Raw genomic sequence first — 26,061 nt, 5'->3', positions numbered from 1 at the left:
AATTTCCCCCTTGGTTTTATTAGATTTCATACAAGCAAGCTAAAACGCTTAACAAACTATTTAATGCCTGTAAGTACGATTCCCTCAACGAATCTCTTCTGTGCTACCGCAAACAACACGATAATCGGCAGTACGGAAAGAATCGAAGCGGCCATCAGTAAATTCCAAGGCGCTAAACGAAACTTTGATGACAGCATAGCAGCCATCCCTACTGGAAGCGTGAAGTTCTCCTGCGAATCTAAGTAAAGTACAGGGGTGAGCAGGTCATTCCAACTCCAAATGAATGAAAATATAGCAACCGTAGCGAGTGCTGGTCCTGCTAAAGGCAGCGTAATATTCCAGTACAGTCTAAACTCGCTGCAGCCGTCAATCCGGCCGGCGTTATAAAGCTCGTCAGGCAGCGTAGAGAAAAACTGTCGCAATAAAAAAATCATATAAGCTGACCCAAAGAAAGCGGGCAGAATCAGCGGCAATAACGAATCATGCAGTCCAAGATTCATAAATAATAGGAACTGCGGAATCATAATCGCTGGATAAGGAAGCATCAATGTACTGAGCACTAGCATGAACATCAGCCCGCTGCCTTTTCCCTTATATCTAGCAAATCCAAAGGCAACGAATGATGAAGACAGCACCGTTCCAATAACTGTGAATATGCCAACAATCAAGCTGTTCTTATATTGCTGTCCGAATTTAATTTCGGTATTGGTAAACAATTCACGGAAATTTTCCCACGCAAACACTTTTGGAATAATTGTGGGGGGAAACATAAGCATTTCTTTCGTCGTCTTCAAGGATGTCGAGAGCATAAACCAAACCGGTGACAGCATCGTAATTGTTACCGCTAATAAAATAAGAAATCCGACAATTTGCGAAAGCTTTAGCTTTCTTTTGACAATAATCCGCTTTGAGCTCGCGTCATGGGTCACTTCACTCATTTACTGCCCCCTCCTTCGTAGTAAACGTAACGTTTCGACGTCCTCATGATAAAGTAGGTGACAACGAGTACTGCAACGAGTAGGATCCAGGCCATGGTAGACGCGTATCCGTAGCGGAAATTTTTGAACGCATTGATGTAAATGTTGTACACGTAAAACCATGTAGAGTAGTTCGGTCCACCACGCGTGATGGTATAGGCCTGTGTAAACACTTGGAAGGATTCAATGACACCGATGATAAGCTGGAATAGAAAAACGGGCGAAATCATTGGAAAGGTTACATTCCAAAATGTTTTCCACCGGCCAGCACCGTCGAGCCTTGCTGCCTCCAGCAGATGAGCCGGCACACCTTGAAGACCCGCTAAGAAAATAAGCATGCCTGCGCCGAGTCCCCAGAACGACATAATGATGAGCGCCCACAAAGCGTAATTCTCATCCAGGAACCAGTGAATGGGGTCAATTCCGAAAAAAGATAATCCATAGTTGAACAATCCCGCCTGTGGATTAAATACCCAAAACCATAACAAGGCCATGGATACGCCTGAAATCATACTTGGAAAATACATCGCTGTTCGAAAAAAACCGTTAAAAGGAATTTTCTGATTGATCAAGATTGCAAACATAAGTGATAAAAACAACGTAATAGGAACACTAATAAGCGTGTACTTGAGCGTAACCATTATCGAATTATAAAACTGTTCATCCTGAAAGAGCTCTTTGAAATTGTTTAATCCTACGAAAACAGGCGGGTTAATAATATCGTAGTCTGTGAAGCTGTAGTACAATGATGCGCCTACTGGATATAAAGCAAATATGAGAAAACCAATAATCCATGGCGAAATAAATAAATAAAAGTGTTTGTTTTCCCGTCTCTGAAATTTGCTGTTCTTCAGTAAAACCGCCCCCTTCCATTTGGTTTCCTATTCCTCTTGGCCTTAAAAGAAGCAAATTTAAAAAACTCTTAATCGCTCTCTTGTATGTCCCCTTTTTTCCACCATTACTTTGCTTCTGCATTTCCTCGAAATCGCTTTTCAAATCACCTCTTTTTCTCTCTGTTATTGCTTTTTATTCACGAAAGTTAAACCGCTTTAATATTCAACATGAGTTTATACCGACATTCAAAATATGTCAATTAATATTTTTTTTGTTTATTATGGATTATATATTCCCTTTACCTAGTACAAAAACGTACGGTTTCTGTTTTTGTCTTTACTTGTCTCTTCTAAGTGCCAAACGTAAATTTTGTCATATATTTTGTTTAAACGTTTTAACTTTATTATGTGAAAGCGCTATTCAATTATCGGGTTCTCTTAAAATGATTAATGCTGATATTGTCGAGGGCGGGACATTAATTATTCCACATATTACTTTGAAGCTAAATAAAGAAGGCATGATTACCGATTCCCCATTAAAGCAGGAGTTAATAACCGCGCTTCAATCACTTGAGCAGGCTTGCTATTAGACTTAATAGCGACGCAGCCAAAATAAATAGAAAGAGCCAACGCAATTACTATACAAATAGTAATTGCGTTGGCTCTTTTGCTCATTATTCTTAAACTTAACGCCCTCTAGGCGCTCCCGTCGATTTCCTCACCATTAACTCCGGATCAAACTCCATGATCGTATTTCTTTTTGGAGAATCCTTGATTAGCTTCAGCAAAATATCTACACCCTGCCGCCCTATTTTCTCAAATGGCAAACGGATGGTTGTCAGCGCAGGATGAAATTCTTCCGCATAGATCTGGTCATCGAAACCTACAACGGATACATCTTGAGGAATGCGAACCCCTTCATTTTTGAAAGCATCCATTACACCAAGTGCCATAAAGTCATCTGCTGCGAATACCGCTGTAGGCAGCTTGCCTGCATCGATCCAGCGCTTGGCAATGGCGTAGCCTGAAGGAATATCAAACGATCCTTGCTCCACTTCAAAAGGCTGCAAGCCTGCTTCTTCGAGCGCGAACATAAACCCTCTCTCACGCTCACGGCTGCTCAGAAACGGATCTGGTCCGCTAATATGAGCAATTTCGGTATGTCCAAGGTCAATGAGATGTTTGGTTGCATCATATCCGCCTTTGAAATTATTAACAATAACAGAAGGAACCGTCGGATTGCGCTGCTGATTATCAAGGATGACAAAAGGAATTTTCCGCTTCTTCAGCTCCATCACATATATATCTGCATTAATTGGCGAGAGCAAAATAACTCCATCTACACGGTCCTCTTGAAACATCGAACGATCAAATGAATCCTCGTCCCCCTGCGAGATGGAGAGTGCCAGGAAATAACCCTGCTCTGCCAAGCTATCATTAATTTCTTTGACTACAGCGTCAAGAACAGTATCATGCAATGTCGTCAAAGTTAGACCGATAATACCGGTTTTGCCGCTTGCAAGACTGCGGGCTGAGGCGTTCGGATGATAGTCCAGGTCCTTCATGGCCTGCAACACTTTTTCTTTATTTTTCTGGCGCACGGATGTCGACTTATTAAGAACTCGGGATACCGTTACAACCGACAATCCTGACTTCTTGGCAACATCGAATATACTAACCTTCATTGATGAACCGCTCCTGTTAAACGCAATTTACATAAACATACCACATTTACCACTAGATTTCACATAAGTTGAGACTTTATTAGAGTAAATTTATGTTTTATTCCATTGACAGGTCTATATTCTGGTTTTGACCGTAAAAGGCACCTCACATCCCTGCTCAATTGTGGATCGGCATATAAAAGCTTTGCATTAATTGAATAGAAAAAAAGAACCGTCACGCGGAAGGACGGTCCTTTTGTAAAATCTATTTTGCTCCTACTATGAATGGTTTAATTGGTGAAGCAAGCCGTTTAGCATTTCGTCAGTGAACGCCCCTTGGCTGAAGGACACCAAGCTGCGAAGAGGCATAAATTTCATCATCGCGGCCATCATGTCTGCATTTTCGTTCTCCTCAGACATCAAGATTCCCATTCCTGCTTGAACCTGCTGCATAATGCCTTGCACGATTGGACCCTTCTCCGTATCGCTTATTAAGTCACCGAGAAGGCTATTGCGATGATACACAACTTTCAGAGGGACAGTGGATTGAACGCGCAGCGTCTCGCCTAGGACAATATCCTCCGATGAACGCCCAATAAGAACAACAAAGTCTCCGCTCTCGACATGCCAGTCTTTTAGAGCAACATTGTAATAAGCGAAAGATCGTTTATCCAGCGTAAACCTTATCTTCTTCTGCTCTCCAGGCTGCAGCTCTACCTTGGCAAATCCTTTAAGCTCTTTCTCCGGCCGGATCACGGTGCTCTCGACATCTTGAACGTACAGCTGAACGATTTCTTTGCCGGAGCGTGTTCCTGTGTTCTTAACCGTGACGTGAACGTTTACCGTTTCCGTATCCTTTATTTCCTTGCTGTCTATCAACAGATTTGTGTACTCGAATGTTGTATAGCTCAGACCATGCCCAAACGGGAACATCGGCTTAACGCTCTTCGAATCATAGTAGCGATATCCGACAAAAATGCCTTCCCGATATTCCGCATGATCTGCCTCGCCTGGATAAAATAGAAATGAAGGATTGTCGCTTAGCTTAACAGGAAATGTCTCTGCCAGCTTGCCGGATGGATTCGCTTCTCCAAACAGGACGTCAGCAATTGCACCGCCAACCGCTTGCCCTCCTAAGTAAGCCTCCAAAATGGCTCCCACCTCGTCAGCCCAAGGCATCTCGATAGCCGAACCATTCATAAGGACAACAACGACGTTGCTTTGCACACTCGCTACAGCCTTAATCAACTGATTCTGATTACCCGGCATATTTAGATGTTTTCTATCGTATCCCTCAGATTCATAACGGTCGGGAAGACCCGCAAATACAACGGCCACATCGGCCTCGCTAGCAGCCTTCTTCGCTTCTTCCACGAGCGCATCATCAATATTATCGTTATCTAGCGAGTAACCCTCAGCATATAAAATGAATGACGAGTCTCCAGCCAGCTGCTTCATTTCCTGCAGCGGATTATCGAGCGCAGTCGGCACGATATGCGAGCTGCCACCGCCTTGAAACCTAGGTTTTTGAGCGAATGCGCCAATGACCGCCACTTTTTTTCCTTTGCTAAGCGGCAGCAGCTGTTGTTCATTTTTCAAAAGCACCATACATTCACTAGCAACCGTGCGAGCTAGCTGATGATGCTCTCCCACATTGTAGGAAGCGTTCTCTTTTTTCTGATCAACGCTCATAAAGATAATCCGAAGCAGTCTTGCAACAGCTTGATCGAGCAATTCCACGGATAGCTTGCCGCTTTGAACGGCCTCTATTATTTTTTTATCGCCACTGCCGTTGCTGGAAGGCATTTCTAGCTCAAGCCCCGCTGCAAGCGCATCTACTCGCTCATCTACCGCACCCCAGTCGGAGACAACAAAACCTTCATGGCCCCATTCTTCCTTCAAAATATCCGTTAACAAAAATTCGTTTTCCGAAGCATACGTTCCGTTTACTTTGTTGTAGGCGCTCATGACCGTCCATGGCTTCCCTTTTTTCACCGCACCCTCAAAGCTTGCCAAATAAATTTCACGCATCGTCCGCTCGTCGACAACCGCATCGACTGACATCCGGCGGTGTTCTTGATTGTTGAGTGCAAAATGCTTGAGTGAAGTGCCAACACCCTGGCTTTGTACCCCTTGAATATGGCTTGCCGCCATTTCCGAGGATAAGAAAGGGTCTTCAGAAAAGTATTCAAAGTTCCGTCCGCATAGCGGCGTCCGCTTGATGTTCGCGCCTGGCCCAAGTAAAACAGCCACATCCTCCGCTTGACATTCCTCGCCAAGAGCCACGCCTACCTTTCCAACTAATTCACGGTCCCAAGAGCCGGCAAGCCCCGCCGCTGATGGAAAACAGGTAGCAGGAACGCTATCAAAAATACCCACATGGTCAGAAGAACCTTTTTGCTTACGCAGCCCATGAGGTCCATCCGTTACCATTATAGAAGGAATATTTAGTCGTTCAACACCCTTTAAATGCCAGAAATCGAGCCCCGAACACATACCTGCTTTTTCTTCTAAAGTCATTTGGTCAATAAGCGCTTGAATATCCATTTTCATTTAAAATCCTCCTCTATTATGTTTCTCATTACACTTATGTTTAGACACCTTAAGCTCTAAATACAGCATTAGGACTAATTTCTGAACGCTGCTGCAAGAAGGAAGCCGGATACAAATCAACTTTAAACAGCTTGCATATGAAGAGCATGCTAAAGATTGTAATAAACGCGCCAAACAACACATCCGTTGCAAAATGATCGCCCATAATAATTCGGCTGAATGAGGTACAGCCTCCCCATACAATCGCTATTGAGAGCATAATATTACGCCATTTGCTCGCAAACGGCATAAACAGCATCCATACCATCATCGTCCATCCATTCGCAGAGTGCCCTGAAGGAAATGATTTATAAACTTCAGATTTGACACCATTTTCTTGAACTCCCTGCGGCATAAACCAGCTTGTAAATTGTGAATAATCCCCGTCCATATTTCGGAACCTCATTCTGCCCCAAAATATTTTCAGCACATTTACGAGCATGATTTCAACAAAAATAATGACTATGCCTGCCCAAGCCGCACGATTGTACATCTTCAAGGTATGAGCTGGCACCAAATTCAATAACCGCTGAATAATTGCCGCAACTACGATTGTGGCAAGCAAACAAATTAGCATCACACCGCCGCCGCTCAGCTCAAAGCCTCGTGACAACGCAATCGAAGTGGAAGCAAAACCGCCTAAGATGACAAACAAACCGCTCACAAAACGAATGAAGATTTTTTTGCCTGTTTTCTCATGCCTAGCCGTACTAAAGAGAATGCTGCCCGCGATAAATAGGACAATAAATGCAGGGTGCTCGCCGAAGTTTTCAAAAAACTGTCCAAACAAGGAGTGTTCCTCGTTATATATCGCTTTGGACAAGCTCAAATCAGCAAAACTAAAAACGATCATGACTGCGACCCACAAGAGCGCAAATCCCCAAATAAAGAGACGCATTCCTTTTGATGTCATATCCATACCCCTTTTCGAAAAATGCACATTACAGCAAGCGCTTACATTTATTCAAAAAAGATAGAAGCTGCGACTACACCATTACTTCCAGCATGGTCATGCCTCTTTTTCAAATTCCCCCTCATCTCCATTGTTCCATCCCAATACGTTGATTATAAAATGCCAATTCCACAAAATATGGTATAAATTTTAGAAAAATAGTATTTTAATGAGGTGTCGTGAAAACAGAAAAAAAGGAGCTCCTTTAAAAGGGCTCCTTGAGTGGCAGAATAACGATTATACTTTTCGTACCGTTTGAAGCTGTACTAATCTCCGAAATTTAATATAAGAAACGACTCGCCATGGGATGACGTAGAAGAACGCTAAAATCATAAACAAAGCAGCCAGCGTTTGAGGTTCAATTGTGGACATGTAATGGTGAAGCTCGAAACGAATAGCAATGACAACAAGAAAAGCGACGATGAATCCCCAGTTCTTCTTGGCGTATATAAGATGATCATCACGAATTTCATAGTTTGTGGTCCATATTAGAGGAATCGAGAGGATAATACCGATAGCCGCAGCAATCAAAAATTCGTAAAACGGCGCATGGACGTTGGAATTAAATATCAACAGCAGGCCCGGCAGCATAAATAGAATCGGGTACAACAGCCTTTTGCCGTCTCCTCTTATGGGGCGGTAAAAGCTCCTTGTTCGTCTCCACAGCACGAGGGCAGCAATGGCAATGACAAACACATAAAATGAACGATCCATTTCAACACCGCTTTCTAAAAATTAAATATTAAATTTCCATAATTTATATTATACCTATTCGAATGAAATACCTGCAATACGATTCCTTTGGATATAAAGGGATCGCTATGTGAAGTATATGCTGCATGCCTATTTTCCGCCAATTATATATATTTAATATATACAATTATTGTATGCATTTCTTATGATTTGACTATGTAAAAGGGACTATTGTCTATCTCTTTTGCGCTATAATCCTTTAGGTCTCGAGTTGTCTTCTGTTGGAACCTTTGTCGAAACGATTGTATTAAACATAAATATATTTAATATATAGTTTAGGTACTGCCGTATGCACAATAGCGAAGCCGCCTAAGAAGGAGGGAATGGAAAAGGCGCTATGACGATGGTATTACCCAATCAGATGAGACGAGGTGTAAGATCGTGATTCGAAAACTTACTGTCACATGTCTGGCTATCGTATGTACGCTGTCTTTAACGCTTGGCGCTTCAGCACCAGCTGCAGCAACTGCGGAATCCAAATCCGGCAAAAGCTCCATTAGCTGGCCGAACAAGCAAGCGCTTCCATCCTTTGCAACCCCAAAAAAACTAGATGTAGCTGATATTTATGATGCGCCAGGGGACATCAAGCTTCTGCTTGCAACGCTGCAGGGTATCGTTAACCGTGAGGAGCCTCGAATCTATCTGCTGGAAAACCAAGAAGAAGGCAAACTGACCTGGCTAAAAGATTTGAAGGTTCCCTACAATGTTCATGCAGATTACTGGGATATCGTCAAGAAATATAAAAAAGAAGTAAAAGGCATCATTGTTTACGATCCGAAGGTTGCTGATACCGTCAATGTAGCGACTACTCTTGCTGGGTTAAAGGATGCCGTTGTCGCTAGCCCTGCTCTCGCCGCGCAGTTGAAAGCAGCACCTTTCAACCTAAAAGTGCTCGATGATTTACAAGGCAAATTCAAAGACCGTTTGGATGCTTACACATGGCAATATGAGAATCTATGGGCCAAATCGACACATCGGATGTTAGTCGGATTAAGCCCTGACACATCCGTTAGAATACCTCCCGGACTCCCTGAATCGTTCAAGACCATTGCAGAAGACATCACGCAGGAGCGCGATGGCAAAAATAAAAATACGTATGAGCTGGATTTGACGAGCAATTTGGGCAAAGAGTCCGTATTTCTTCGCTTCGAGGACGCTTTCCCTCAGGATGGCTGGGGATCCGCCGTTCATGAAGTAACCGTGAAGGCAGACGGGCAAACAATCGCGCAGTTCATTCCAGGTACGCCTGAGGAAGAAGCGTTTCTGTACGACCGCCAAAGCTCTCAAGTATCAACAGGCCAAGGCGGACACCGATTTGCAGACAATGGCCGATACTTCGTCTATAAGTTTACGCCGCCTGCAGGTACAAAGCAGTTAACTGCCTCCGTTCTTATGTGGAATCAATTTAAGGTATCGGCAGGCAATATCCAGCCGCCAACCTCAGACCAGAAGGAGCCTTACGGCTACCTCCGTGATTATGCAGTTGCGAACAAAGCGATGGTATTCTGGCTTGATTCCAACGTGCCGGAACAGAAAGCGCTTTTCGAAAAAATCTTATCAGGCGTCAAGCCAGGCACCCCTTACTTAGGCTGGTTCAATAATGACGTTGAAGGCGAATTCAGCTCCGTAGAAATTACATCCAATTATAGTGTCTACGTGCTTGCGGCCGACTGGTTCAGCAACTTAACGGTTTTCTCGGGTACAAAGGCAAAGGCAGTCAAAGCCAAAACACCTAAGGCGCCTAAGCTTGCAAATAAAATTTACGTCACATACACCTTCAGCGAAGGCGACAACTTCCAATACAATCAGCATAGAATGCGTATCCTATGGGATGATCCTGCTCGCGGAAAAGCACCGATCAACTGGACATCAAGCCCGCTTCTTTATGACGGCGCACCCGCTATTCTGAACTATTTCCAAAAGACAGCGACAGAGAATGACCTCATCATTGCTGGCCCTTCTGGATCAGGCTACTTCTATCCCGAAGCATGGCCGGAAGCCACATTCTCTGATTTCCTTAAGCAGTCTTATACGTATATGAAGCAAACAGGAATGACCGTTCCGTATGTGCTGAATCGTGTGAACAGCGAGAATGTTCCGCTCAGCGCATCAAAGGCAGCTGCCTATGAGAAGTTTTATAAGGCAAAAGGACTATTCCTAAGCTGGGAAGATCATTATGGCGTCGAAATTATAAACGGTACACTGCCCGTATCCACGATTCAAGGCATAAGTACCGTACAAGACGGGAAAAACATTTTGGCAGCAGCCAAAGCAAAATGGGATGGCAAATCACCATTGTTCGTATCACTCGGGCTGCTCGCATGGAGCATGACACCTTCTGATGTTGTGGCGATAACAGAATCGCTCGGACCGGAATATCAAGCTGTACGGGCTGACCACTACTTCTCACTTATCCGCGATTACAATAAACTGCCAGCCAAATCGCAGCTAGCGGAGGACGAAAACGAGGATTAGATTTAAAGTGGACGTGGCTTTTGTTAAAAGTGGAACCAAAAAGGGGCTGTCCCATAAGCATCAAGCTCGCTGAGGAATAGCTCGCTTTGAACGGGAGTATTGGTAGCAGTACAGGAGAGCTATTCCTGTACTGCTATTTTTCTATTCTGGTCTATGCTTGCTTCATAGGATTATGGGCAAGCGAAAGCCACCCGACCTCCAGACTTACCTTAGGTAAGCTGCGAAGCAGAAACGTCGGAATCCTTGGTTATTCTTTATCTGTCCTAAAATACTTTCGGGTTCAATCATTCGTCTTACCGACAGCGAATATCCTTCCTCGCAGCTCAGTTTTTCCCTTGCTTGCTGCTTGTAGCGCATAATAACTCAGACTGACCATATCCAGCATCATCGATGATCGTCGTATGATTGTAATGTGCGCGAACCAATAGTGGAGAGCAAATAAGTGTAAAAGTGCACCTGTTTTTAACAAACAAGATTGGAATGTTGCAAATAGGTGTACTAATACCTCTAATTGATCAGATTTGAAGAAAATTTGGTTAAATAAGTGCATTTCTGCACTTAGATGAAGCTGCTGCAGGCGCTGCCGCAAAAGTCTTTGCATCAGGGAAACATCCCCGTTTTCAAATGAAAGGACTTCAAATTCCACTGTATAGTGGAGCTTGAGGTCCTTTTTCTCGATGAAAATAAGTTCTAAGTAGTGCTCAAAAAATCGCAAAATGACTTTTGAGACAGCCCCTTTATTTCATTCCTATTAGTTCAAGAAAAATTGAATCGTACGATCCGACGAACCCGGCAAATGCTCATGCCCGAAGTCCGGATAGATGGCTAACTGCTTAGGAGAAGTTATTTTGTTATAAGCTGCAAACTGTGTGGAAGGCGGACAAATGGTGTCCATGAGGCCAACAAACATCAATACTTCGCCGCGAATGCGGTTTGCAAGAAATTGAAGATCGATATAACCCAGCTTCTCAAAAATTTCATCCTCGCGCTCATGCAGCGGATCAAAATAACGGAAGAAGGTACGAAGCTCCTGATACGCGTCCTTCGCCAAATCCATCTCCCACGTGCGTTTATAATCGCAAAGGAATGGGAAAACAGGAGCTAGCTTCTTTACTCTCGGTTCAAGCGCCGCACAAGCAATCGTAAGCGCTCCGCCCTGCGAACCGCCAGCTGCATAAACACGTTCTGGATCAACCTCAGGCAAGCCCAGTGCGATGCCCGCCAATTGTGCAGTATCCAAATAGATATGACGGAACAACAGATTGTCCGGATGATCATCTAATCCCCGAATAATATGACCCTGATGTGTATTTCCCTTCACATTGCCGGAATCCTCAGACTCCCCGCCTTGACCACGGCAATCCATAGCTAGAACGGAGAAGCCTAATGAGGCATAAGCCAGCTTGTCACTCCAATCGCCTGCATTTCCCGTATAGCCATGGAATAATACGACAGCCGGATGCGGCTCTGCCATATGTTTTGGCCGAACATATTTGGCATGGATACGAGCCCCGCGAACGCCCGTAAAGTAGAGATCAAAGCATTCCGCGTTCGGAGTCTGGAATGAGCTTGGAACGAGCTTAATTTGCGGATCTACAGCACGCATCTCAGAGATCGCACGATCCCAATAAGCATCAAAATCAGCTGGGCGAGGATTAATTCCTTGGTACTCTTTTAACTTCTCAAGCGGCATGTCTACTACTGGCATTTACACTCATTCCTCTCAAATATAATCGATTTATTAAAGTAGGCGTTTAGCGTATGGTAGCATACGAATGACACCTGCAACAACACAAAAAAGCGACCTCGAAAGGCCGCCTGCAAAAGCTTTGATTAAAGCAATATCTTTATTCTCACTCTGTAATTAATTCATAAGCGGAAATTCCTTTAATTCTCCGCGACACAAGAATAGAAACAACATAAGACAACATAACGATTCCGAAACAAAGCGCAATAACAAGGGGAAATTTAATAATGAACTGAACGTTGTGAATTCCTGCTCCAGAGAGGAGCAAGGTCAGCATGGAATTGGTATACAGGCTGCCCAGCACACCGCCAATAGCAACCCCTATAATGACAATCGGTACAAAGCTGAGCATGATTTGCGTCATTAGCTGGCTCGTCGTATATCCTGTTGCTTTAAATATTCCGAGCTCCCTCTTGCGCTTGAGAATCATGGTTTTAATAACAAGATAGAGAATGAGAACGACTACCAATACAGTGATAGCGAGAACAAGCACCATAACAGCAAACACCGCGGAAATATAGACGCTGCTTTGGCTGTTTATCGTCTCGTCTACATCAACAAATTCCTCTACTGAGCTACCGTATTGTACTTTACTATTTTTGATAAAGCTCGCATTATCGATACCATTTAAATAAACGTTGAGCATCTTGCCTGTATAATCTGGAATGAGGTGCCGAACACCTTCCAAAGTGACAGATGATATTTGCCCCATATTGCTAATAGACTGACTCAGACCGGTAATTAAAAAAGAATAACTTCCTTCCCCTATATCTACTTTGACCGTATCGCCTATGTTTTTTTCAAGCAGCTGCGATACTGCCCACGAAACGACAATTTCGTTATCGTATTGCGGATATCGTCCCTCATACACCATTTGGTTTTCCAACCCGCTGTAATCATCGGAAATCGTCATAGCAAACGGTTTATCGTCAACTTTCGCTATTAAATAGTCCAGTAATACCGTTTTTTCAACACCATCCATTTGCTTAATGGATGCAAACAGCGCCTCACTATCTACGTCCTCTTTAGCCTGAACATTGACATTCGAGGTTTCTGCACCAACGAGGTGAATAAACGCTGTTTTATCTGTTGCTATATTGTAATAAAGAACGATAGCAAAAACAGAGGCAAAGGTAACGGCGGCAACGATAAAAGTGATCATAATGTTCTGCCTGATGTTCATCACGATGGTTTTGCAAGCAAGCACAAAGCTTAATCCACCCTTGGCTTGATCTAGAGGGAAACGGTTTTTCTTAAAGCTATGTGTCACAATGCCTCCCCGCAGCGCCGCTATTGGATGCAGCTTTCTAATACGAATTGAAGCGAGAAGGGTTACAGTTACGACCAGTACAACTACAATTAGAATACTGGCTAGATTAATTACAGCATTAAAGCTCTGATTCCATAGCAGTCCAGACAGCGTAGAAATAATGCCTCCGAATACAGGCATAACGGTGTAAGTGACCGCCACCCCCATAATGCTTGCCAATAAGGTAATGATCATAAACTGCATCATAATAGATAAAATAATTTGCCGGCTCGTATAGCCCACTGCTTTCAGAACACCAATATTAACAAGGCCATCCTCAATACTATTTGTGACACGGAACTTAATAACAAGCAATGACACCACAACAATAACCGCCGCAAAAGCAACCATAATCATAGCGACCAGATTGATCGTCATTGTACTTATGCCCTTCATCGTCATAACGTCTAATGAAGAGTAAAAGGAGCTTGCCTCATTATGGGAAAAGGGAAATTGCTCTTCGTAATCTTTAAGCAGCTGAATCGATTGCTCGCTGTTTTTTAACTTGGCAGATATGAAGGTGCCTTCCTCTTTGGGGCTGAGCTGGCTGAGCAGCTGCTCATATTCCGTATCCGGCAAAAAATATTTCATCAGCGTTATGTTGGTGGTGCCAAGCATGGTTGTCTCAAAAAAACCTGCAACCCGGTAACGATATTCCTTGTCCTGATAGGTAAAGACGAAGCTGTCAGCCAGCTTATACCCGCCGCTTACTTTAAAGCTGTAAGGGAGGTATATATCCGGCTCAGAGCTCAAGGCTATCTGCTCAATTAGTTTTAATGGCGCAATCGCGCGATCAGTATCCGCATTAAGGATAACAGCGCCATGGCTCATGTCGCTATCTCCATAACGAAATTTGGCTGAACTCATCAACACGATGTTTTCGAGCTCAAACTCACTCACATCAGAATAGTTTTTCAAAAAGTCGCCCTTGGCATTCGTATAGCTTGTACTGTCCGTGATGATGTTCAAGTGAGGATCGTGTAGTTCCGCCACCTTATCATCAAAAAACGTATTGATTTTGAAAATAACCGTCATTCCCACATTAAGCAGCAGCGCTGCGATAAATATCAAAATAAAAAGGGAAAATGCCGCGCTTTTGCCTTTTCTGATGTTGGCCCAGGCTAGGTTGACGATATTCATCTCACCACCCCATTTCAGCCAAAAATGCTTTTAGCTGCTCATGCCGTTTATGGTTATTTTCCACAAGGAACGGACTAAGCTGCAAATCCCCGAAAATAACGCCGTCACGCAGGTAAAGTATTCTATTCCCTCTTAACGCGGTTTTCATATCATGTGTAACCATAACAATGCTTTGTCCGCTCTTATTAACCTCCGTCATGACATCCAGCACACTGTCGCTTGCAGCGGAATTAAGCGCGCCGGTTGGTTCATCTGCAAACACAATTTTGGGATCATTGATCAACGCGCGCACGATGCCAGCACGCTGCGCCTCTCCTCCGGAGAGCTGCTCCGGAAATTTGCCCCATGAGGTTTCATTTAATCCCACTTGGGCAAGCAGTTTTTTTGCTTTGGCTACGATAGCCCGCTTGTTTTTGCTAACAAGCAGACCGCTTGCCAGCGCATTATCCAGCACGCTCATATTGTCGAGCAAATAAACCTTTTGGAATACAAAGCCGCAATTGTTCCTTCGAAAAATCGCCAGCTGATCGTTATTTAGCTTCGAAATCTTTTTCTCCTCAAAATAGATTTCGCCTAATGTCGGTTTATCCATTCCAGAAAGCGCATAGAGCAGGGTCGATTTGCCCGAGCCCGAGCTTCCCATAATAACGGTAAAGTCACCCTCCATTAAACTAATGTCGAGGTTTTTTAGCACATGCTGCTGATTTCCCCCGCTTGAGAACGTTTTGCACAATTTTTCGGTTCTTAACATTTGGCTTGGCATAAATTAAATCTCCTTTATCCTGCAATTGTATGATTGCTTCGCTCTAGCCCCAAGCAAAAAAGACTGTAATGTAGCTTACAGTCCTATCATACAAAACCAATTCTTAGTTAAGCTTTGTTCAATTCTTAGCCAATTCTTAATTCTTTAAGCTAACTTAATTTTTAACGTTACACTAAAACCATCTTCACGGTTATGGCATGTTATATCGCCCTGCATGCTTTGCATCAAGTACTCGGATATGTATAGCCCAAGCCCTGATCCACTTCGTCCCTCTGCATTATTTCCTCGATAAAATTTATTGAACAAGAGCGGCAACTCGTCCGGATGAATACCTTTTCCATAATCCATAATGCTTATTTCTAAATAGCTGTGTTTTATTGCAGACAAAATGGTAACTGAGGTACCCGCATACTTGTAAGAGTTGCTCAAAATATTATCAAATACCTGCTGTAAACGCGATACATCCGTTAGGATTAGGCATGCAGGAACGGATGAGCAGCTGATTTGATCATCATAATTCACGTTAGCGATAATCCCGTTTAAAACACTGCTTTCTTCCTCCGTCACCGTTACTTTCAGCTCATTAAGCTCCTCTAAAGTCGCCGTGAACATATCGCTCACCAATAGATTGATCTGCTCTGCCTTTGAATAAATCGTCGTTAATTGCTTCGTTACTTTCTCATCGTCAGCTCGAAGCAGCATCAATTCGCTCACCGCTTTAATCGAGGCGACTGGTGTCTTAATGTCATGACTTAAGCTGGCAACAAGCTCCTTCTTGCTGCGGTTTGCCTCATATTCACTTTGCCTGGCTAGAGCCAGTTCCTCGCGCATAATGTCGAAGCTTTCTGTAAAAGCGCCAAACGGGTTGTTTTGACTCATTTTCAAAGGAATATCCAGATTCCCTCTCGCCACGTTAACTGCAAAGCTTTGCAGCTTATGAAATGGTTTGAAAACCTTATAATTTAAAAACAAAACATAGATGACACTTAGCATTGCAAACATGGTAAAAGTGATAAAGAGCACGATAATAAGCTGCCGTTTCATTTGCTGAATTACTTTTTTATCATCGTTTAGCACAATAAGCTTGCCAACTAAAGTACCCTCTACCACGACATCTGTTATCGTATCTCTGTTTTTAATTGCTTCATTAATGGCAGGAGATTGCCCCTCGAATGTTTGAAAGCGTACTTGGCCATGAGTATCGATAACGCTGAATGGCTGCTTTATCGTGCTGAAATCCGCTTGATCGATTTGCCCCCAGTGGCTCTCAAGCTTTTTTAACACCTCATTTATAGCTACCATATCCACTTCGGTATCCGTCTTGCTATTCATAACGAGCCAAGAAGCTGCACTGCCTGTTGCAAATACAAAGAGGATAGTGATGAACAGCCATTTAATTCTCATAACTTGTTATCTTCCAGGACGTATCCCGTCCCCCATACCGTTTTAATATATTGCGGCTGGTTGGGATTCGGTTCGACTTTCTCGCGCAAGTGGCGAATATGTACATTAAGAGTTCCATCTCCGGCAAAGGAGTCACCCCATACCTTGTCAAACAACTCTTCTTTTGAAACGACTCTGTTTTTATTTTTCGCCAAGTAACAGAGCAATTTAAATTCCATCGTTTTGAGCTTCATATCTACACCGTTCACACGAATGCGGCAAAGATTGCAATCAATTTTTACTTCACCAAACTCCAGCATTTCGGAGGGGCTTTGATTCCCGTATCTTTTGAGGACAGCCTTCACTTTAGCAAGCAGCACACTAAGCGTATAAGGCTTCTGTATATAATCGTCGCCGCCTATGTTAAGGGCTATAAGAATATCGTTATCACTAGACCGAGCGCTAATAAACAGAATCGGAATTTGTGTCGTTTGTCTGAGCTTCTTGCACAAATCAAACCCGGAAGTATGACCAAGATTAATGTCGAGCAGGATAAGCGATGTTTCATTTTCCCGTAAAAAGAGCTCACATTCCTCCGCACTTGTCACGTACGCCGATTTGACCTCAAACATATTAAAATATTCACTCGTCGTTTCTGCAAGAACCGTCTCGTCATCCACAATTAAGCAATCATAGTTCATATGCGTTCTCCGTTAGTTGATAGAATAGTAAACATTAGTCACTTCCATAATATACTATGAAAAAGGAAGTTTAAACGTAAATAAACCAAAAACACCCTATCGCGCAGCACGCAAGCGGCTCCTCGTTAGGGTGTTTTAATGTTCGTTGATTATAATATTACTGATATTCACGTTGTATAATCGATACATTTTCCTTGTGGCAATATTCCGTAAAAGTGGATAAGAAGGCATGCTCACGGTAAAGCGCAGCAAGAGCAGTCTCGTTATTTGCCATAACTGCCTCACAAAGGCGGTTTAAATAATCCGATGCCCTAGCCAAACGTCTCTTCATCTCTGACGAGTCGGCTGTCGCTTTTCCGTGACCCGGTATAAGCAAGTGAACGGAATGCGTTGCAAAGATACGGCCAGCCTTCTCAAGGGTTTGATTATACGCCTTCGCACTTTGATAAATAAAAGGCAGCTCGAAATCGGATAAATAGTCTCCTGCAATCATGATTCCTAACGGCTCCACGATCGTTATTAATCCATCCTCCGTATGACCCGGCGCAAGATAGAAAGTCATTGTCGTATCTCCTACGTGCAGCTGCTGTCCATCCTCTTTAATTATGATATCAAGGCTTGGGAATGCGATAGGATAATTTCTTACAATATAGTTTTTACGATCAAACTCTCGAATCATTTCAAGCTTCTCTTCTTTTTGCGCATGATGCTGCAGCCCGGTACTGCCGATGGTAATGGCATCAGGGAACGCTTGATAACCAATAATATGATCGAAATCTCCGTGAGTAAATAATAGATACAGAGCTCGATCACCTTTGATCTCATTTACATACTCTTTTATCGCCTCAACTTCTCCCGCAAGCCAGTTCGGATCTACGATGAGTACCATTTCCTCCGTCTGAATGACCGTCGCTGTCGTTTGATATAACTCACTTTGGAACACGGTTACCTGTTCATTTTTGTATTGAATCAAAAGTATCTCTCCTTTAGGTCTCGCCGAGAAGCTTCTTAAACGAAGCTTCTATTTCATCTTGGTCAAGCGATCCGATAATGTAATCAATGATTTCCCCGTCCGTATTCACAAAGCACAGAGCTGGGAAGCCATCTCCACCATAGTACTTGTATACATCCCCCGTTTTATCCAGGAGGACCGGGTATGTAATTTGATGCTGCTCCACATAGTTTTTCACCTCTGATAATTCATCACGATTCGTAACATTTATACCGTATACATTAATTTTATCCTTATACTTTTCATGCAAAGCGACCATTTTTGGGGCATCCTCATTACAATAAGGGCACCATGAAGTAAAGATGGATAAAACCGTTGGTTTCTCCGCAAAATCAACCGCCACTTCTTCCCCTGTACTGAGCTCCGACAAGGCGATACTGGATAATTCGGTTTTGAGTTTGTTGAGATAGCTATACCCAAGATAGACCATCAAGCTAAACGCCGCAACAATAATTGTGCCTGTCGTTATTTTAACTATTTTGTTCATTTACACATGTTCCTTCCATTGATCATAGGGCTGTTGGTTTAAAGTGGATATTCAGTCTATCTTACGATGATTTTCACATGCATTCTACTTTTTTTCTACACGAGCAACATAAGACAATACAAAAGTGCTGCCCTCTTTTTTAAAAAAGAGAGACAGCACGATATTCGTTGCCTTATAAGACATCCTTCAACTGACCGCGACTGTGACCGTCTAGCTTCTTCCAATCACGAACCTCGCATCTTTTGCCGTTGATGTCGGTAAGAATAATGCGATTATCACTCGGGTATTGCATATGCTCATGCAAGTTCCGCATGACGATGCGGGTCGGTCCCAAATTCGTTTGCAGCTCCCAAATCCACATGTCGGCTTTTTGCTTAATGGAATCAATATGAGTTACAAGCGGAAGGAAATACCGAAGCTTCAGCTCTTTATCCATTTCGGTTCGGCTTTCTTCATCCAGCTGCTCAATATCCTGAATAACGCCGATTTCTTCACCCTTGGCATCACGGACGGATATATACTGGGTCGTGTATTGGAAAGGAAATATACGAAAGAGTGTGATTTCTTCATAAGCCTTTCCTTCTACAACGCCTTGAAAAACGCCGCCTTGGCTGCGGGAAAATGAGACCGCGCTTGGTTCCAATAGATTAATCTCAAAAGGGTCCTTCGTGTTTATTTCAACACCAATGTCATTGGAATCAATCATGCATTTTCAACCCCCTTGATCTTGGACATTTCCTTTTGCGCCTCAACTAGCTTGTAGTATGCACCCTCGGAAGCCAGCAGCTCCTCATGTGTTCCTACTTCAACAATTTTGCCGTGATCCAGCACGACAAGCCGGTCTGCATTGCGCAAAGTCGACAATCGATGGGCAATCGCAAACGTTGTTCTTCCTTTAACCAGACGCGATATCGCTTCTTGAATTTGACGCTCCGTCACCGTATCTACGGAGGCCGTTGCTTCGTCCAGAATGAGAATTCGCGGATCATGAATAATGGCGCGAGCAATAGATACCCGCTGCTTTTCTCCACCAGACAGCTTATGGCCGCGTTCACCTACTCTCGTGTCGTAACCATCCGGCAGCTGTACGATGAAATCATGTGCATTAGCGATTTTGGCTGCGCGCATAATTTCCAGCTCTGTAGCGTCCGGTTTAGAGTAAGCAATATTTTCTGCTATCGTCCCGTCAAACAGAAACGTCTCCTGCAGCACGACGCCAATCTGCTTGCGCAGGTCGTTCTGACTAATATTGCGGATGTTCGTGCCGTCGATCGTAATCGTACCCTCATCCGAATCATAGAATCGGCAGATCATGTTAATAAACGTCGATTTTCCGGCACCGGAATGTCCGACTAATCCGATCATCTCGCCTACGGCTACCTTTAAGTCTACGCTTTTGAGCACAGGGTGATGCTTTTCGTATCCATAAGTCACCTTTTTGAATTCAACCTCGCCTTTTACGCGGCCAATCTGTGCTGGGTTTACAGTATCGGGTACATCAGACGGGGTATCCATAATTTCAAATACGCGGTCAGCTGCCGAAATGGCATGCGTTGCCCAGTTGATCATTTGGCTTACCCACTGCAATGGTCCAAGAAGCATGCCCAAATAGGTAACTAGAGCGATCAAAGTACCGATAGATAGATTGCCCTGAAGCACAGTTTTGCCGCCAAAATACCAAATCAATAAGGTACCCGCTCCAGCGACTAAAGCGAAGACGGGGAACATGCCCTGCCACAAACCTTCAATTCGAATATTATGCCGAACGAGTTCCTTATTCGCTGCCGTATAACGCGACATTTCCGTCTTTTCCTGACCAAACGCTTTAACCACACGAATACCTTGCAAAGAATCGCCAACTAAAGCATTTAGTCTGAAAATAGACCTCCACTGCTGATACCACCGCCGACCGATCATCGGCCATAATACACTGGACAAAATAATCATAAGCGGCATAGGCAGCATGGCGAGCAGCGTTAATTTCCAATCAAAGCTAAACATAATGATGAAAATCGCAATGACACGCAGTGACTCACCCGAGACCCAGATGACACCATCGGTCATGAATTGCCGCATCGCCTCTGAATCATTGTTTACCCGTCCAATAAACTGCGAGGATTGTCTTCGGTCAAAGAAGGATAACGACAATCTCATCAAGGCATTATAGACATCGTGCCGAAGATCGCCCATTAATTTGGAACCGATCCACACGCCAATAATACCGCGCACGGTCTGCATGAGGGTGACTACCAGCGAGGTCGCTGCAAGGCCGATAACAATCCACAAAAGCGTGGTGCCCATATCCTTCGGAGTCAGCACATCATCCACAATCATTTTGGTCAAAAATGGCGGGATAAGCTCAACCAATGTTGTAAAAATCAACATAATCGCTGCCGCAACCATTTGCAGCTTGTAAGGTTTCGCGTAGCTCAGCATTCGAAACAGAACCTTGCCGTTGTTTTTACAAACGGGGCAAGCTTGAGAATCGTCCGGCAGTGGATTGCGGCATTTTGGACAGTTTCTCGGGAATTCTTTCTCAGAAACCGTTGGCCGCTCTTCGCCTTTTGCCACTGCACCCATTAATTTAGATGCGTATCCAAATATAGAAGTAAGCGATGCTGTGTAGCGTATAAGGATAATCGGACCGTTCTTGGTATCCGCTAGCAATGAGCCGCCGCCTACTCCGCCAACAGCCCGGGCATCTGTAATATCCGAAAATGCGAGTGTAGTCACCAACACCCCATCCGAACTCCACACCGATACTTCCTTTTCAGTCAGTACCAGCCATTCTTCCCCAAACTGACCATCATTCATTAAATCTGATACGGCATGAAACAGCGTTTTCTCTCTAAGTTGTGCTTCTATCGCCTTAGGAAGCTTATTAATAAAGGTCATATTCTTCCCCCTTTCGTTACCACCCTATTTACTCACATATCTCCATATGGGTAAAGATGGAAAATGACTATAGCTGTTTATTACTGCTCATTTCCTCTGCATCGTTGCGTCTCTCCCTTTTGCTTTCACATTTTTGAGAAAGAAAAACCAAAACCCCACAACCTCTTTCGGTTGTAGGGTTTTGATATTGTTTAGGTGTGCTGCATTGTTCCCTATATTGACTTTAGCTTCATACTCTTAATCTTATGCATTAATTCACAGTAATAATTAGAGGATCGCCAGCTTCCTTTTGACCTTCTTTTGCAATGATTCTAATAATTTGACCTGCAATTAAATGATTGGACCTAATATCAAGCGAGAAAGTGCCATCACTCTTAACCCAATCCACTCCAATTACTTCATTGTTCTCATCGACAAGCAGAATAGTTGTAAGAATATGGTTAACTACTGCCATCCCGTCATAAGTTCCCTGAATATTTGAGGATTGAGCATTAACCGTACTTGTGACGACAGGTACATTTGATTTTGGAGCAGATTGTATGGTGATATAGTAAGGATCACTTGGCAATTTACCTGGCTCGTCAGTAATGACATAAATTTGGTCTCCACCCCGAAGAATAGTATAGACTAATCCAATGGACCAACGTCCAGTATTCATGTCGGGATAAGAGCCTGAATTGATTTGGCGACCATCTTCATGGAATAATTTTATTAATGCAGTTGTAGCTGCAGTACCCTTTATTTCATTTGTATATCCGTAGATCTGATTATTAATCACAGGCAGGCTAGATTTTTCAATTGGTGCCGTTGTAGTAAGGACAAGTTCTTCACTTATTAATTTACCTCTTGCATCGGATCTAATGATCAGTTTAGCTCCAGGTAACAATGGAGGATAGGTTGGCAGAACGAAGGTAAACTCACCTAGCTGGTTAGCTGGAACACTGTAATAAAGCTTACCGTCTTCATAATATAAGTATACCGTTGCATAAGGATCCGTTATTCCAGACAATTTATAATCTGCATCCGCGTAAATGGGCACGGTAATAACAGGAACAGACGTAATTTCCGTTGGAGCAATCGCAGTAAAAATAAATGGAGCACTTTCTTTCATCTCTGGAGCAATTGCAGTCAATTGGTATTGTGCATTTGGAATTAAATCTAGTTCCCAGAAAGTCATCGATCCTTCTGGAAGGAGGTACCCCTCTGAAATAATGGTACCATTCATGTCTTTCAAAAATAGTTTTACTTGCGGACTAGATACAACAGTCGCATGAATATAAGTAAAATCACTGAAAACTTCGCCAATTACTTTAGGAGTAGCTGTAATTGGCCTATTTTCGACGACTACAGATGCAAGCTCGCTAATGATTTTTTCATACCCTTTAGCGGATAAATATAACGTTTCCCCAGCAATTGGCGGTGATGATAATCGAATGCTAAATTTATTTCCGTAGTACTCCTCGCTTGCTTGCCCTTCACCAATAACCGTTCCATCGGATCGTTTAACGACAATGAGGGACTTAGCTTCTGCTGTACCTGTAATATATAGGGCATCCTCATAGATTATCCCCTCTATTTTAGGGGGAGTTGTCACAACCGTGGGTGCTATAACTGTAATGTAGGTAGGGTCACTCTTTCTCTTTCCATCAGCCTGCGCGTACACTTTTAATTTTTCCCCGACAGCTAATACACTACCATCAAATAGATACACACTAAAATCGTTGCCTAAGTGGTTGTAAAACTGACCAATCAACGTTTCATCCATTCTTGTTACAGTAATTCGGTTGGACCAGTCTTCAAGCGAACCTTTAATAAATTTAGTATCATCGTAAACGACACTTGTAATACTTGGAGACTTGGTCTTCGGTCTTTCTACAACATTGACCAAGAACCGCTCACTTTCCCAACCTCCGTCGGTATAGAGAGTAACAAACAGTTTATCATTCCCGCTCAGTATCAAGCCTGGATTATAATCAAACAGATTAAAGCCAAAAGTATTATTAAACTTCAATTGACCTGTTTTAAGTTCCGTCCCGTTCTCCAATTCCACTTTCACATAGAATCTCTCTTTTAAAAATTGGACACTTCCACTTAGATATCCAATATCCGAGAATGTTGTCTCATTTATTGATGGCAATGGAGCGTCTTCCTCAATAATGATATCCGGAATCTCCAGAGTTTGTCCCGCTTCTACAGTGAATTCATCAGTGTAATATTTGGTTAGGCCAATATAGATATTAATAACATAAGTACCTGAAGATACATTGTTGAACGTATAACTACCGGTTTTATTTGTTATGCTTTTATAGATTCCTGTCGTTTCATTAACTCCTGTTAAATGAATTAACATTTCATTTATAGGCAATGGCTTCGTCCCGTTATATTTCAAATAGTATAATGAGCCTTTTACAATTGTAGTTGATTTGGCGACGGTAAAGGCTTGAGCTTCCACAACGTTTGCGTTCTTATAAGATAGGGAATACACAACTACTTGATCTTGATCAACGCTGCCAATAGATGGGATAGTTAATTTAACCGTTGTTTTGTTCTCCAATAATTTAACCAGACTAATGTCCACTCTCTGAAAAGCTCCATTATTGATTTTTCTTGACACGATAAAATCCGATGCGTTAGGAGTATCTGTTAAGCTCTTATTGAACAAAACATCAATACTTCCATTAGCGGCAACTATGGAAGCAACCGATAAAGTAGGAGTTTCGGGCTCTGGACTCCCACCATCACCGCCAGGAAGGCCTCCACCTCCACCTCCACCGCCGCCAGGCAAAGGAATAGTTGGCTTCTTCACGTCTGGTAATACAGATTCCTTTGCATCTTCAGAAAGTATAACCTTATTTATTTGGCCATCTCCTGAAACCGTCGAAGTGCTTTTTAAATCAAGTGTCTGGACAGTTACGCCCTTATTCAAGACGATACTTGGAATAATTAATTTCTCTTTAATAAACAAGCTATTTATAGTTCCAGAAAGAACAGTTAATGCATTGAGACTAGCATTCACGTTGATATCGTTAAAGTCGCCCGCAATTGATATATTCCTCGATTTATTTTCTTTCGTTTCAGGGAGAACATGCAGATTAACAAAACCCTCTCCCGAAACATTCTGTTCTTCTATAATTGCGCTAGATAAAATTTGTGTGAGTTGAATCCTTGTTGTTCCCTCTGCCACAACTCTGACAACTGATTCTGGCTTATTTACAGACACCGTTCCTAACTGGCTATTTTTGATATGAATACTATTTGACCCGCCGCCTTCAATACGAGTCATACCATCAACTTTAACCTGGTCTATATAAGCGTTGCCATCACCGATTTCTTTAGAAAAAATGAGGTCTCCCAGAATATGCATGTTCTTAAGAGTGACATCAGATGATTGGATGAGTACATCACTATGAACAATATTTAAAGAAGATTCACCAAAGACACCGGGTTTGTTATAAATGACCGTACTTGAGCTAAGTGCTTTCTTAATAGCTACGACAGATTCTGCACGAGTCATTTGGCGCTGAGATTGAAACGTTCCGTCTGAATAATTACTCATAATACCTTTATCTAAAATATTATGGATAGCCGATCTGCTCCAAGAAGGTATGCGGTTCGAGTCTTTTGGGGGAGTTAGGTTTGTTGCACCTTTATCGTTGAGTTTTAAAATCTTTGATAGTATTACAGCAGTTTCTTGTCTTGTTATCTGTTTGTTAGGGCGAAATGTATTGTCTTCAAATCCGTTAATATATTCTTGTGCAATAGCTTTTTGTACATCTATGTATACCCAGTCTGTCTGCTTTAAATCTTTAAAGCTAATAGTGCTTTTATCCGAATATTTGAATACCCTGTTTACAAGTGCCACAAACTCGCCTCTAGATATTACGTTATCCGGTCGAAATGTTTGATCTGGATAACCTTTTATTAATCCTTTATCAAGCCATTCTTGTATATCCGCTTCAGCCCCATGTCCCTTAATATCTTTGATTTGGTCCGTATTACCGTAAATATTTCCAAATGGAATGAGGAAAAATAACATCATAATTAAACAACTATTTTTAAAGCTTTGTTTGTAAAACAATTGATTTTTTCACTCCCTCATAAAGTTGTAATCAAACGATCTTTTGAATCATTTCCAATAAATTATTCGATTTAAACCTTCTCTTAAAAACTACTCTTAATTGACATTTAATAAAAAAAATCAATTAATATTATAAAATAAATTATATTTGCTTTTACCAATTATATCAATTTAATTTTTAAAAAATGGAAATAATTATATTGATATACTTAGAGGGATTAGCCCTCCTCAATAGGCGCGGACAAAACGATAATTAGAAAAGAAGCCCGTAATTCGGTGATTTACATAATCACCGTCATT

Annotated in this window: 19 protein-coding genes and 1 pseudogene; 2 read left to right on the top strand and 18 right to left on the bottom strand. The window is 42.6% G+C overall.

Annotated elements, in window-relative coordinates:
• Positions 1-56 precede the first annotated feature (56 nt).
• Together AC0VYE_RS01585 and AC0VYE_RS01580 are read right to left on the bottom strand one after the other, a co-directional pair.
• Complete coding sequence (locus AC0VYE_RS01585; protein ID WP_076268609.1) at positions 57-938, bottom strand: carbohydrate ABC transporter permease; 882 nt, start codon at positions 936-938, stop codon at positions 57-59.
• Positions 935-1,831, bottom strand: coding sequence for a carbohydrate ABC transporter permease (locus AC0VYE_RS01580; RefSeq protein WP_076268610.1), 897 nt, complete (start codon positions 1,829-1,831; stop codon positions 935-937). The genes AC0VYE_RS01585 and AC0VYE_RS01580 overlap by 4 nt, the downstream gene beginning before the upstream one ends.
• Positions 1,832-2,253: 422 nt before the next feature.
• Here AC0VYE_RS01580 and AC0VYE_RS01575 point away from each other — a divergent pair, with 422 nt between their 5' ends.
• On the top strand, positions 2,254-2,400 hold the full coding sequence (locus tag AC0VYE_RS01575) for a hypothetical protein (protein ID WP_475445599.1): 147 nt from the start codon (positions 2,254-2,256) through the stop codon (positions 2,398-2,400).
• Positions 2,401-2,496: 96 nt separating this feature from the next.
• On the opposite strand, the gene AC0VYE_RS01570 is transcribed toward AC0VYE_RS01575, so the two are convergent.
• From AC0VYE_RS01570 to AC0VYE_RS01555, 4 genes are all read right to left on the bottom strand, one after another.
• Positions 2,497-3,495, bottom strand: coding sequence for a LacI family DNA-binding transcriptional regulator (locus AC0VYE_RS01570; protein WP_076268612.1), 999 nt, complete (start codon positions 3,493-3,495; stop codon positions 2,497-2,499).
• Positions 3,496-3,753: 258 nt separating this feature from the next.
• Complete coding sequence (locus AC0VYE_RS01565; protein WP_475445597.1) at positions 3,754-6,027, bottom strand: glycoside hydrolase family 3 C-terminal domain-containing protein; 2,274 nt, start codon at positions 6,025-6,027, stop codon at positions 3,754-3,756.
• A gap of 49 nt (positions 6,028-6,076) precedes the next feature.
• Positions 6,077-6,979, bottom strand: a complete 903-nt coding sequence (locus AC0VYE_RS01560; RefSeq protein WP_475445595.1) for a phosphatase PAP2 family protein — start codon at positions 6,977-6,979, stop codon at positions 6,077-6,079.
• 276 nt (positions 6,980-7,255) lie between these two features.
• A complete protein-coding gene (locus AC0VYE_RS01555) occupies positions 7,256-7,732 on the bottom strand; it encodes a CcdC family protein (protein WP_076268615.1) in 477 nt (158 codons plus the stop codon).
• 420 nt (positions 7,733-8,152) lie between these two features.
• Between AC0VYE_RS01555 and AC0VYE_RS01550 the strand changes: the two genes are divergently transcribed.
• Positions 8,153-10,246 carry a GxGYxYP domain-containing protein gene (locus tag AC0VYE_RS01550; RefSeq protein ID WP_475445593.1) on the top strand — a complete coding sequence of 698 codons (2,094 nt, stop codon included), beginning with the start codon at positions 8,153-8,155 and terminating at the stop codon, positions 10,244-10,246.
• Positions 10,247-10,397: 151 nt separating this feature from the next.
• Here the strand turns inward: AC0VYE_RS01550 and AC0VYE_RS01545 are convergent.
• From AC0VYE_RS01545 to AC0VYE_RS01490, 12 genes and pseudogenes are all read right to left on the bottom strand, one after another.
• Positions 10,398-10,603 (bottom strand): annotated as a pseudogene (locus AC0VYE_RS01545) (transposase); the annotation flags it as partial.
• Positions 10,527-10,847 carry a hypothetical protein gene (locus AC0VYE_RS01540; RefSeq protein WP_475449825.1) on the bottom strand — a complete coding sequence of 107 codons (321 nt, stop codon included), beginning with the start codon at positions 10,845-10,847 and terminating at the stop codon, positions 10,527-10,529. The gene AC0VYE_RS01540 and the pseudogene AC0VYE_RS01545, both read right to left, overlap by 77 nt.
• 150 nt (positions 10,848-10,997) lie before the next feature.
• Positions 10,998-11,954 carry an alpha/beta fold hydrolase gene (locus AC0VYE_RS01535; RefSeq protein WP_076270672.1) on the bottom strand — a complete coding sequence of 319 codons (957 nt, stop codon included), beginning with the start codon at positions 11,952-11,954 and terminating at the stop codon, positions 10,998-11,000.
• A gap of 145 nt (positions 11,955-12,099) precedes the next feature.
• Positions 12,100-14,442: an ABC transporter permease gene (locus AC0VYE_RS01530; protein WP_475445591.1), complete on the bottom strand. Its 2,343-nt coding sequence runs from the start codon at positions 14,440-14,442 to the stop codon at positions 12,100-12,102.
• A 1-nt stretch (position 14,443) separates the two neighbouring features.
• Positions 14,444-15,205 (bottom strand): ABC transporter ATP-binding protein, encoded by a 762-nt coding sequence (locus AC0VYE_RS01525; protein WP_475445589.1) that lies wholly within the window; start codon positions 15,203-15,205, stop codon positions 14,444-14,446.
• A gap of 144 nt (positions 15,206-15,349) precedes the next feature.
• A complete protein-coding gene (locus tag AC0VYE_RS01520) occupies positions 15,350-16,609 on the bottom strand; it encodes a HAMP domain-containing sensor histidine kinase (RefSeq protein WP_475445587.1) in 1,260 nt (419 codons plus the stop codon).
• Complete coding sequence (locus tag AC0VYE_RS01515) at positions 16,606-17,289, bottom strand: response regulator transcription factor (protein WP_475445585.1); 684 nt, start codon at positions 17,287-17,289, stop codon at positions 16,606-16,608. Before AC0VYE_RS01515 ends, AC0VYE_RS01520 begins: the two co-directional genes overlap by 4 nt.
• 157 nt (positions 17,290-17,446) lie before the next feature.
• Positions 17,447-18,262 carry an MBL fold metallo-hydrolase gene (locus AC0VYE_RS01510; protein WP_475445583.1) on the bottom strand — a complete coding sequence of 272 codons (816 nt, stop codon included), beginning with the start codon at positions 18,260-18,262 and terminating at the stop codon, positions 17,447-17,449.
• 13 nt (positions 18,263-18,275) lie between these two features.
• A complete protein-coding gene (locus tag AC0VYE_RS01505; RefSeq protein WP_076270678.1) occupies positions 18,276-18,788 on the bottom strand; it encodes a TlpA family protein disulfide reductase in 513 nt (170 codons plus the stop codon).
• A 172-nt stretch (positions 18,789-18,960) separates the two neighbouring features.
• Positions 18,961-19,494, bottom strand: coding sequence for a DUF1854 domain-containing protein (locus AC0VYE_RS01500; RefSeq protein ID WP_475445581.1), 534 nt, complete (start codon positions 19,492-19,494; stop codon positions 18,961-18,963).
• Positions 19,491-21,683 (bottom strand): ABC transporter ATP-binding protein, encoded by a 2,193-nt coding sequence (locus AC0VYE_RS01495; RefSeq protein ID WP_475445579.1) that lies wholly within the window; start codon positions 21,681-21,683, stop codon positions 19,491-19,493. The genes AC0VYE_RS01500 and AC0VYE_RS01495 overlap by 4 nt, the downstream gene beginning before the upstream one ends.
• Before the next feature lie 250 nt (positions 21,684-21,933).
• On the bottom strand, positions 21,934-25,761 hold the full coding sequence (locus AC0VYE_RS01490; RefSeq protein WP_475445577.1) for an S-layer homology domain-containing protein: 3,828 nt from the start codon (positions 25,759-25,761) through the stop codon (positions 21,934-21,936).
• Between the last annotated feature and the right edge of the window lie 300 nt (positions 25,762-26,061).

The sequence above is a fragment of the Pristimantibacillus sp. Z349TD_6 genome, from assembly GCF_056173205.1.
Note: the sequence above shows the minus strand (reverse complement) of the source record. Positions and strands in the feature narration are given on the sequence as shown.

Coding starts and splice junctions, on each gene's coding strand:
- AC0VYE_RS01505 (WP_076270678.1), bottom strand. CDS start 18,788: ATGAACAAAATAGTTAAAATAACGACAGGCACAATTATTGTTGCGGCG.
- AC0VYE_RS01585 (WP_076268609.1), bottom strand. CDS start 938: ATGAGTGAAGTGACCCATGACGCGAGCTCAAAGCGGATTATTGTCAAA.
- AC0VYE_RS01520 (WP_475445587.1), bottom strand. CDS start 16,609: ATGAGAATTAAATGGCTGTTCATCACTATCCTCTTTGTATTTGCAACA.
- AC0VYE_RS01515 (WP_475445585.1), bottom strand. CDS start 17,289: ATGAACTATGATTGCTTAATTGTGGATGACGAGACGGTTCTTGCAGAA.
- AC0VYE_RS01565 (WP_475445597.1), bottom strand. CDS start 6,027: ATGAAAATGGATATTCAAGCGCTTATTGACCAAATGACTTTAGAAGAA.
- AC0VYE_RS01560 (WP_475445595.1), bottom strand. CDS start 6,979: ATGACATCAAAAGGAATGCGTCTCTTTATTTGGGGATTTGCGCTCTTG.
- AC0VYE_RS01575 (WP_475445599.1), top strand. CDS start 2,254: ATGATTAATGCTGATATTGTCGAGGGCGGGACATTAATTATTCCACAT.
- AC0VYE_RS01495 (WP_475445579.1), bottom strand. CDS start 21,683: ATGACCTTTATTAATAAGCTTCCTAAGGCGATAGAAGCACAACTTAGA.
- AC0VYE_RS01555 (WP_076268615.1), bottom strand. CDS start 7,732: ATGGATCGTTCATTTTATGTGTTTGTCATTGCCATTGCTGCCCTCGTG.
- AC0VYE_RS01535 (WP_076270672.1), bottom strand. CDS start 11,954: ATGCCAGTAGTAGACATGCCGCTTGAGAAGTTAAAAGAGTACCAAGGA.
- AC0VYE_RS01570 (WP_076268612.1), bottom strand. CDS start 3,495: ATGAAGGTTAGTATATTCGATGTTGCCAAGAAGTCAGGATTGTCGGTT.
- AC0VYE_RS01500 (WP_475445581.1), bottom strand. CDS start 19,494: ATGATTGATTCCAATGACATTGGTGTTGAAATAAACACGAAGGACCCT.
- AC0VYE_RS01525 (WP_475445589.1), bottom strand. CDS start 15,205: ATGCCAAGCCAAATGTTAAGAACCGAAAAATTGTGCAAAACGTTCTCA.
- AC0VYE_RS01540 (WP_475449825.1), bottom strand. CDS start 10,847: ATGCAAAGACTTTTGCGGCAGCGCCTGCAGCAGCTTCATCTAAGTGCA.
- AC0VYE_RS01530 (WP_475445591.1), bottom strand. CDS start 14,442: ATGAATATCGTCAACCTAGCCTGGGCCAACATCAGAAAAGGCAAAAGC.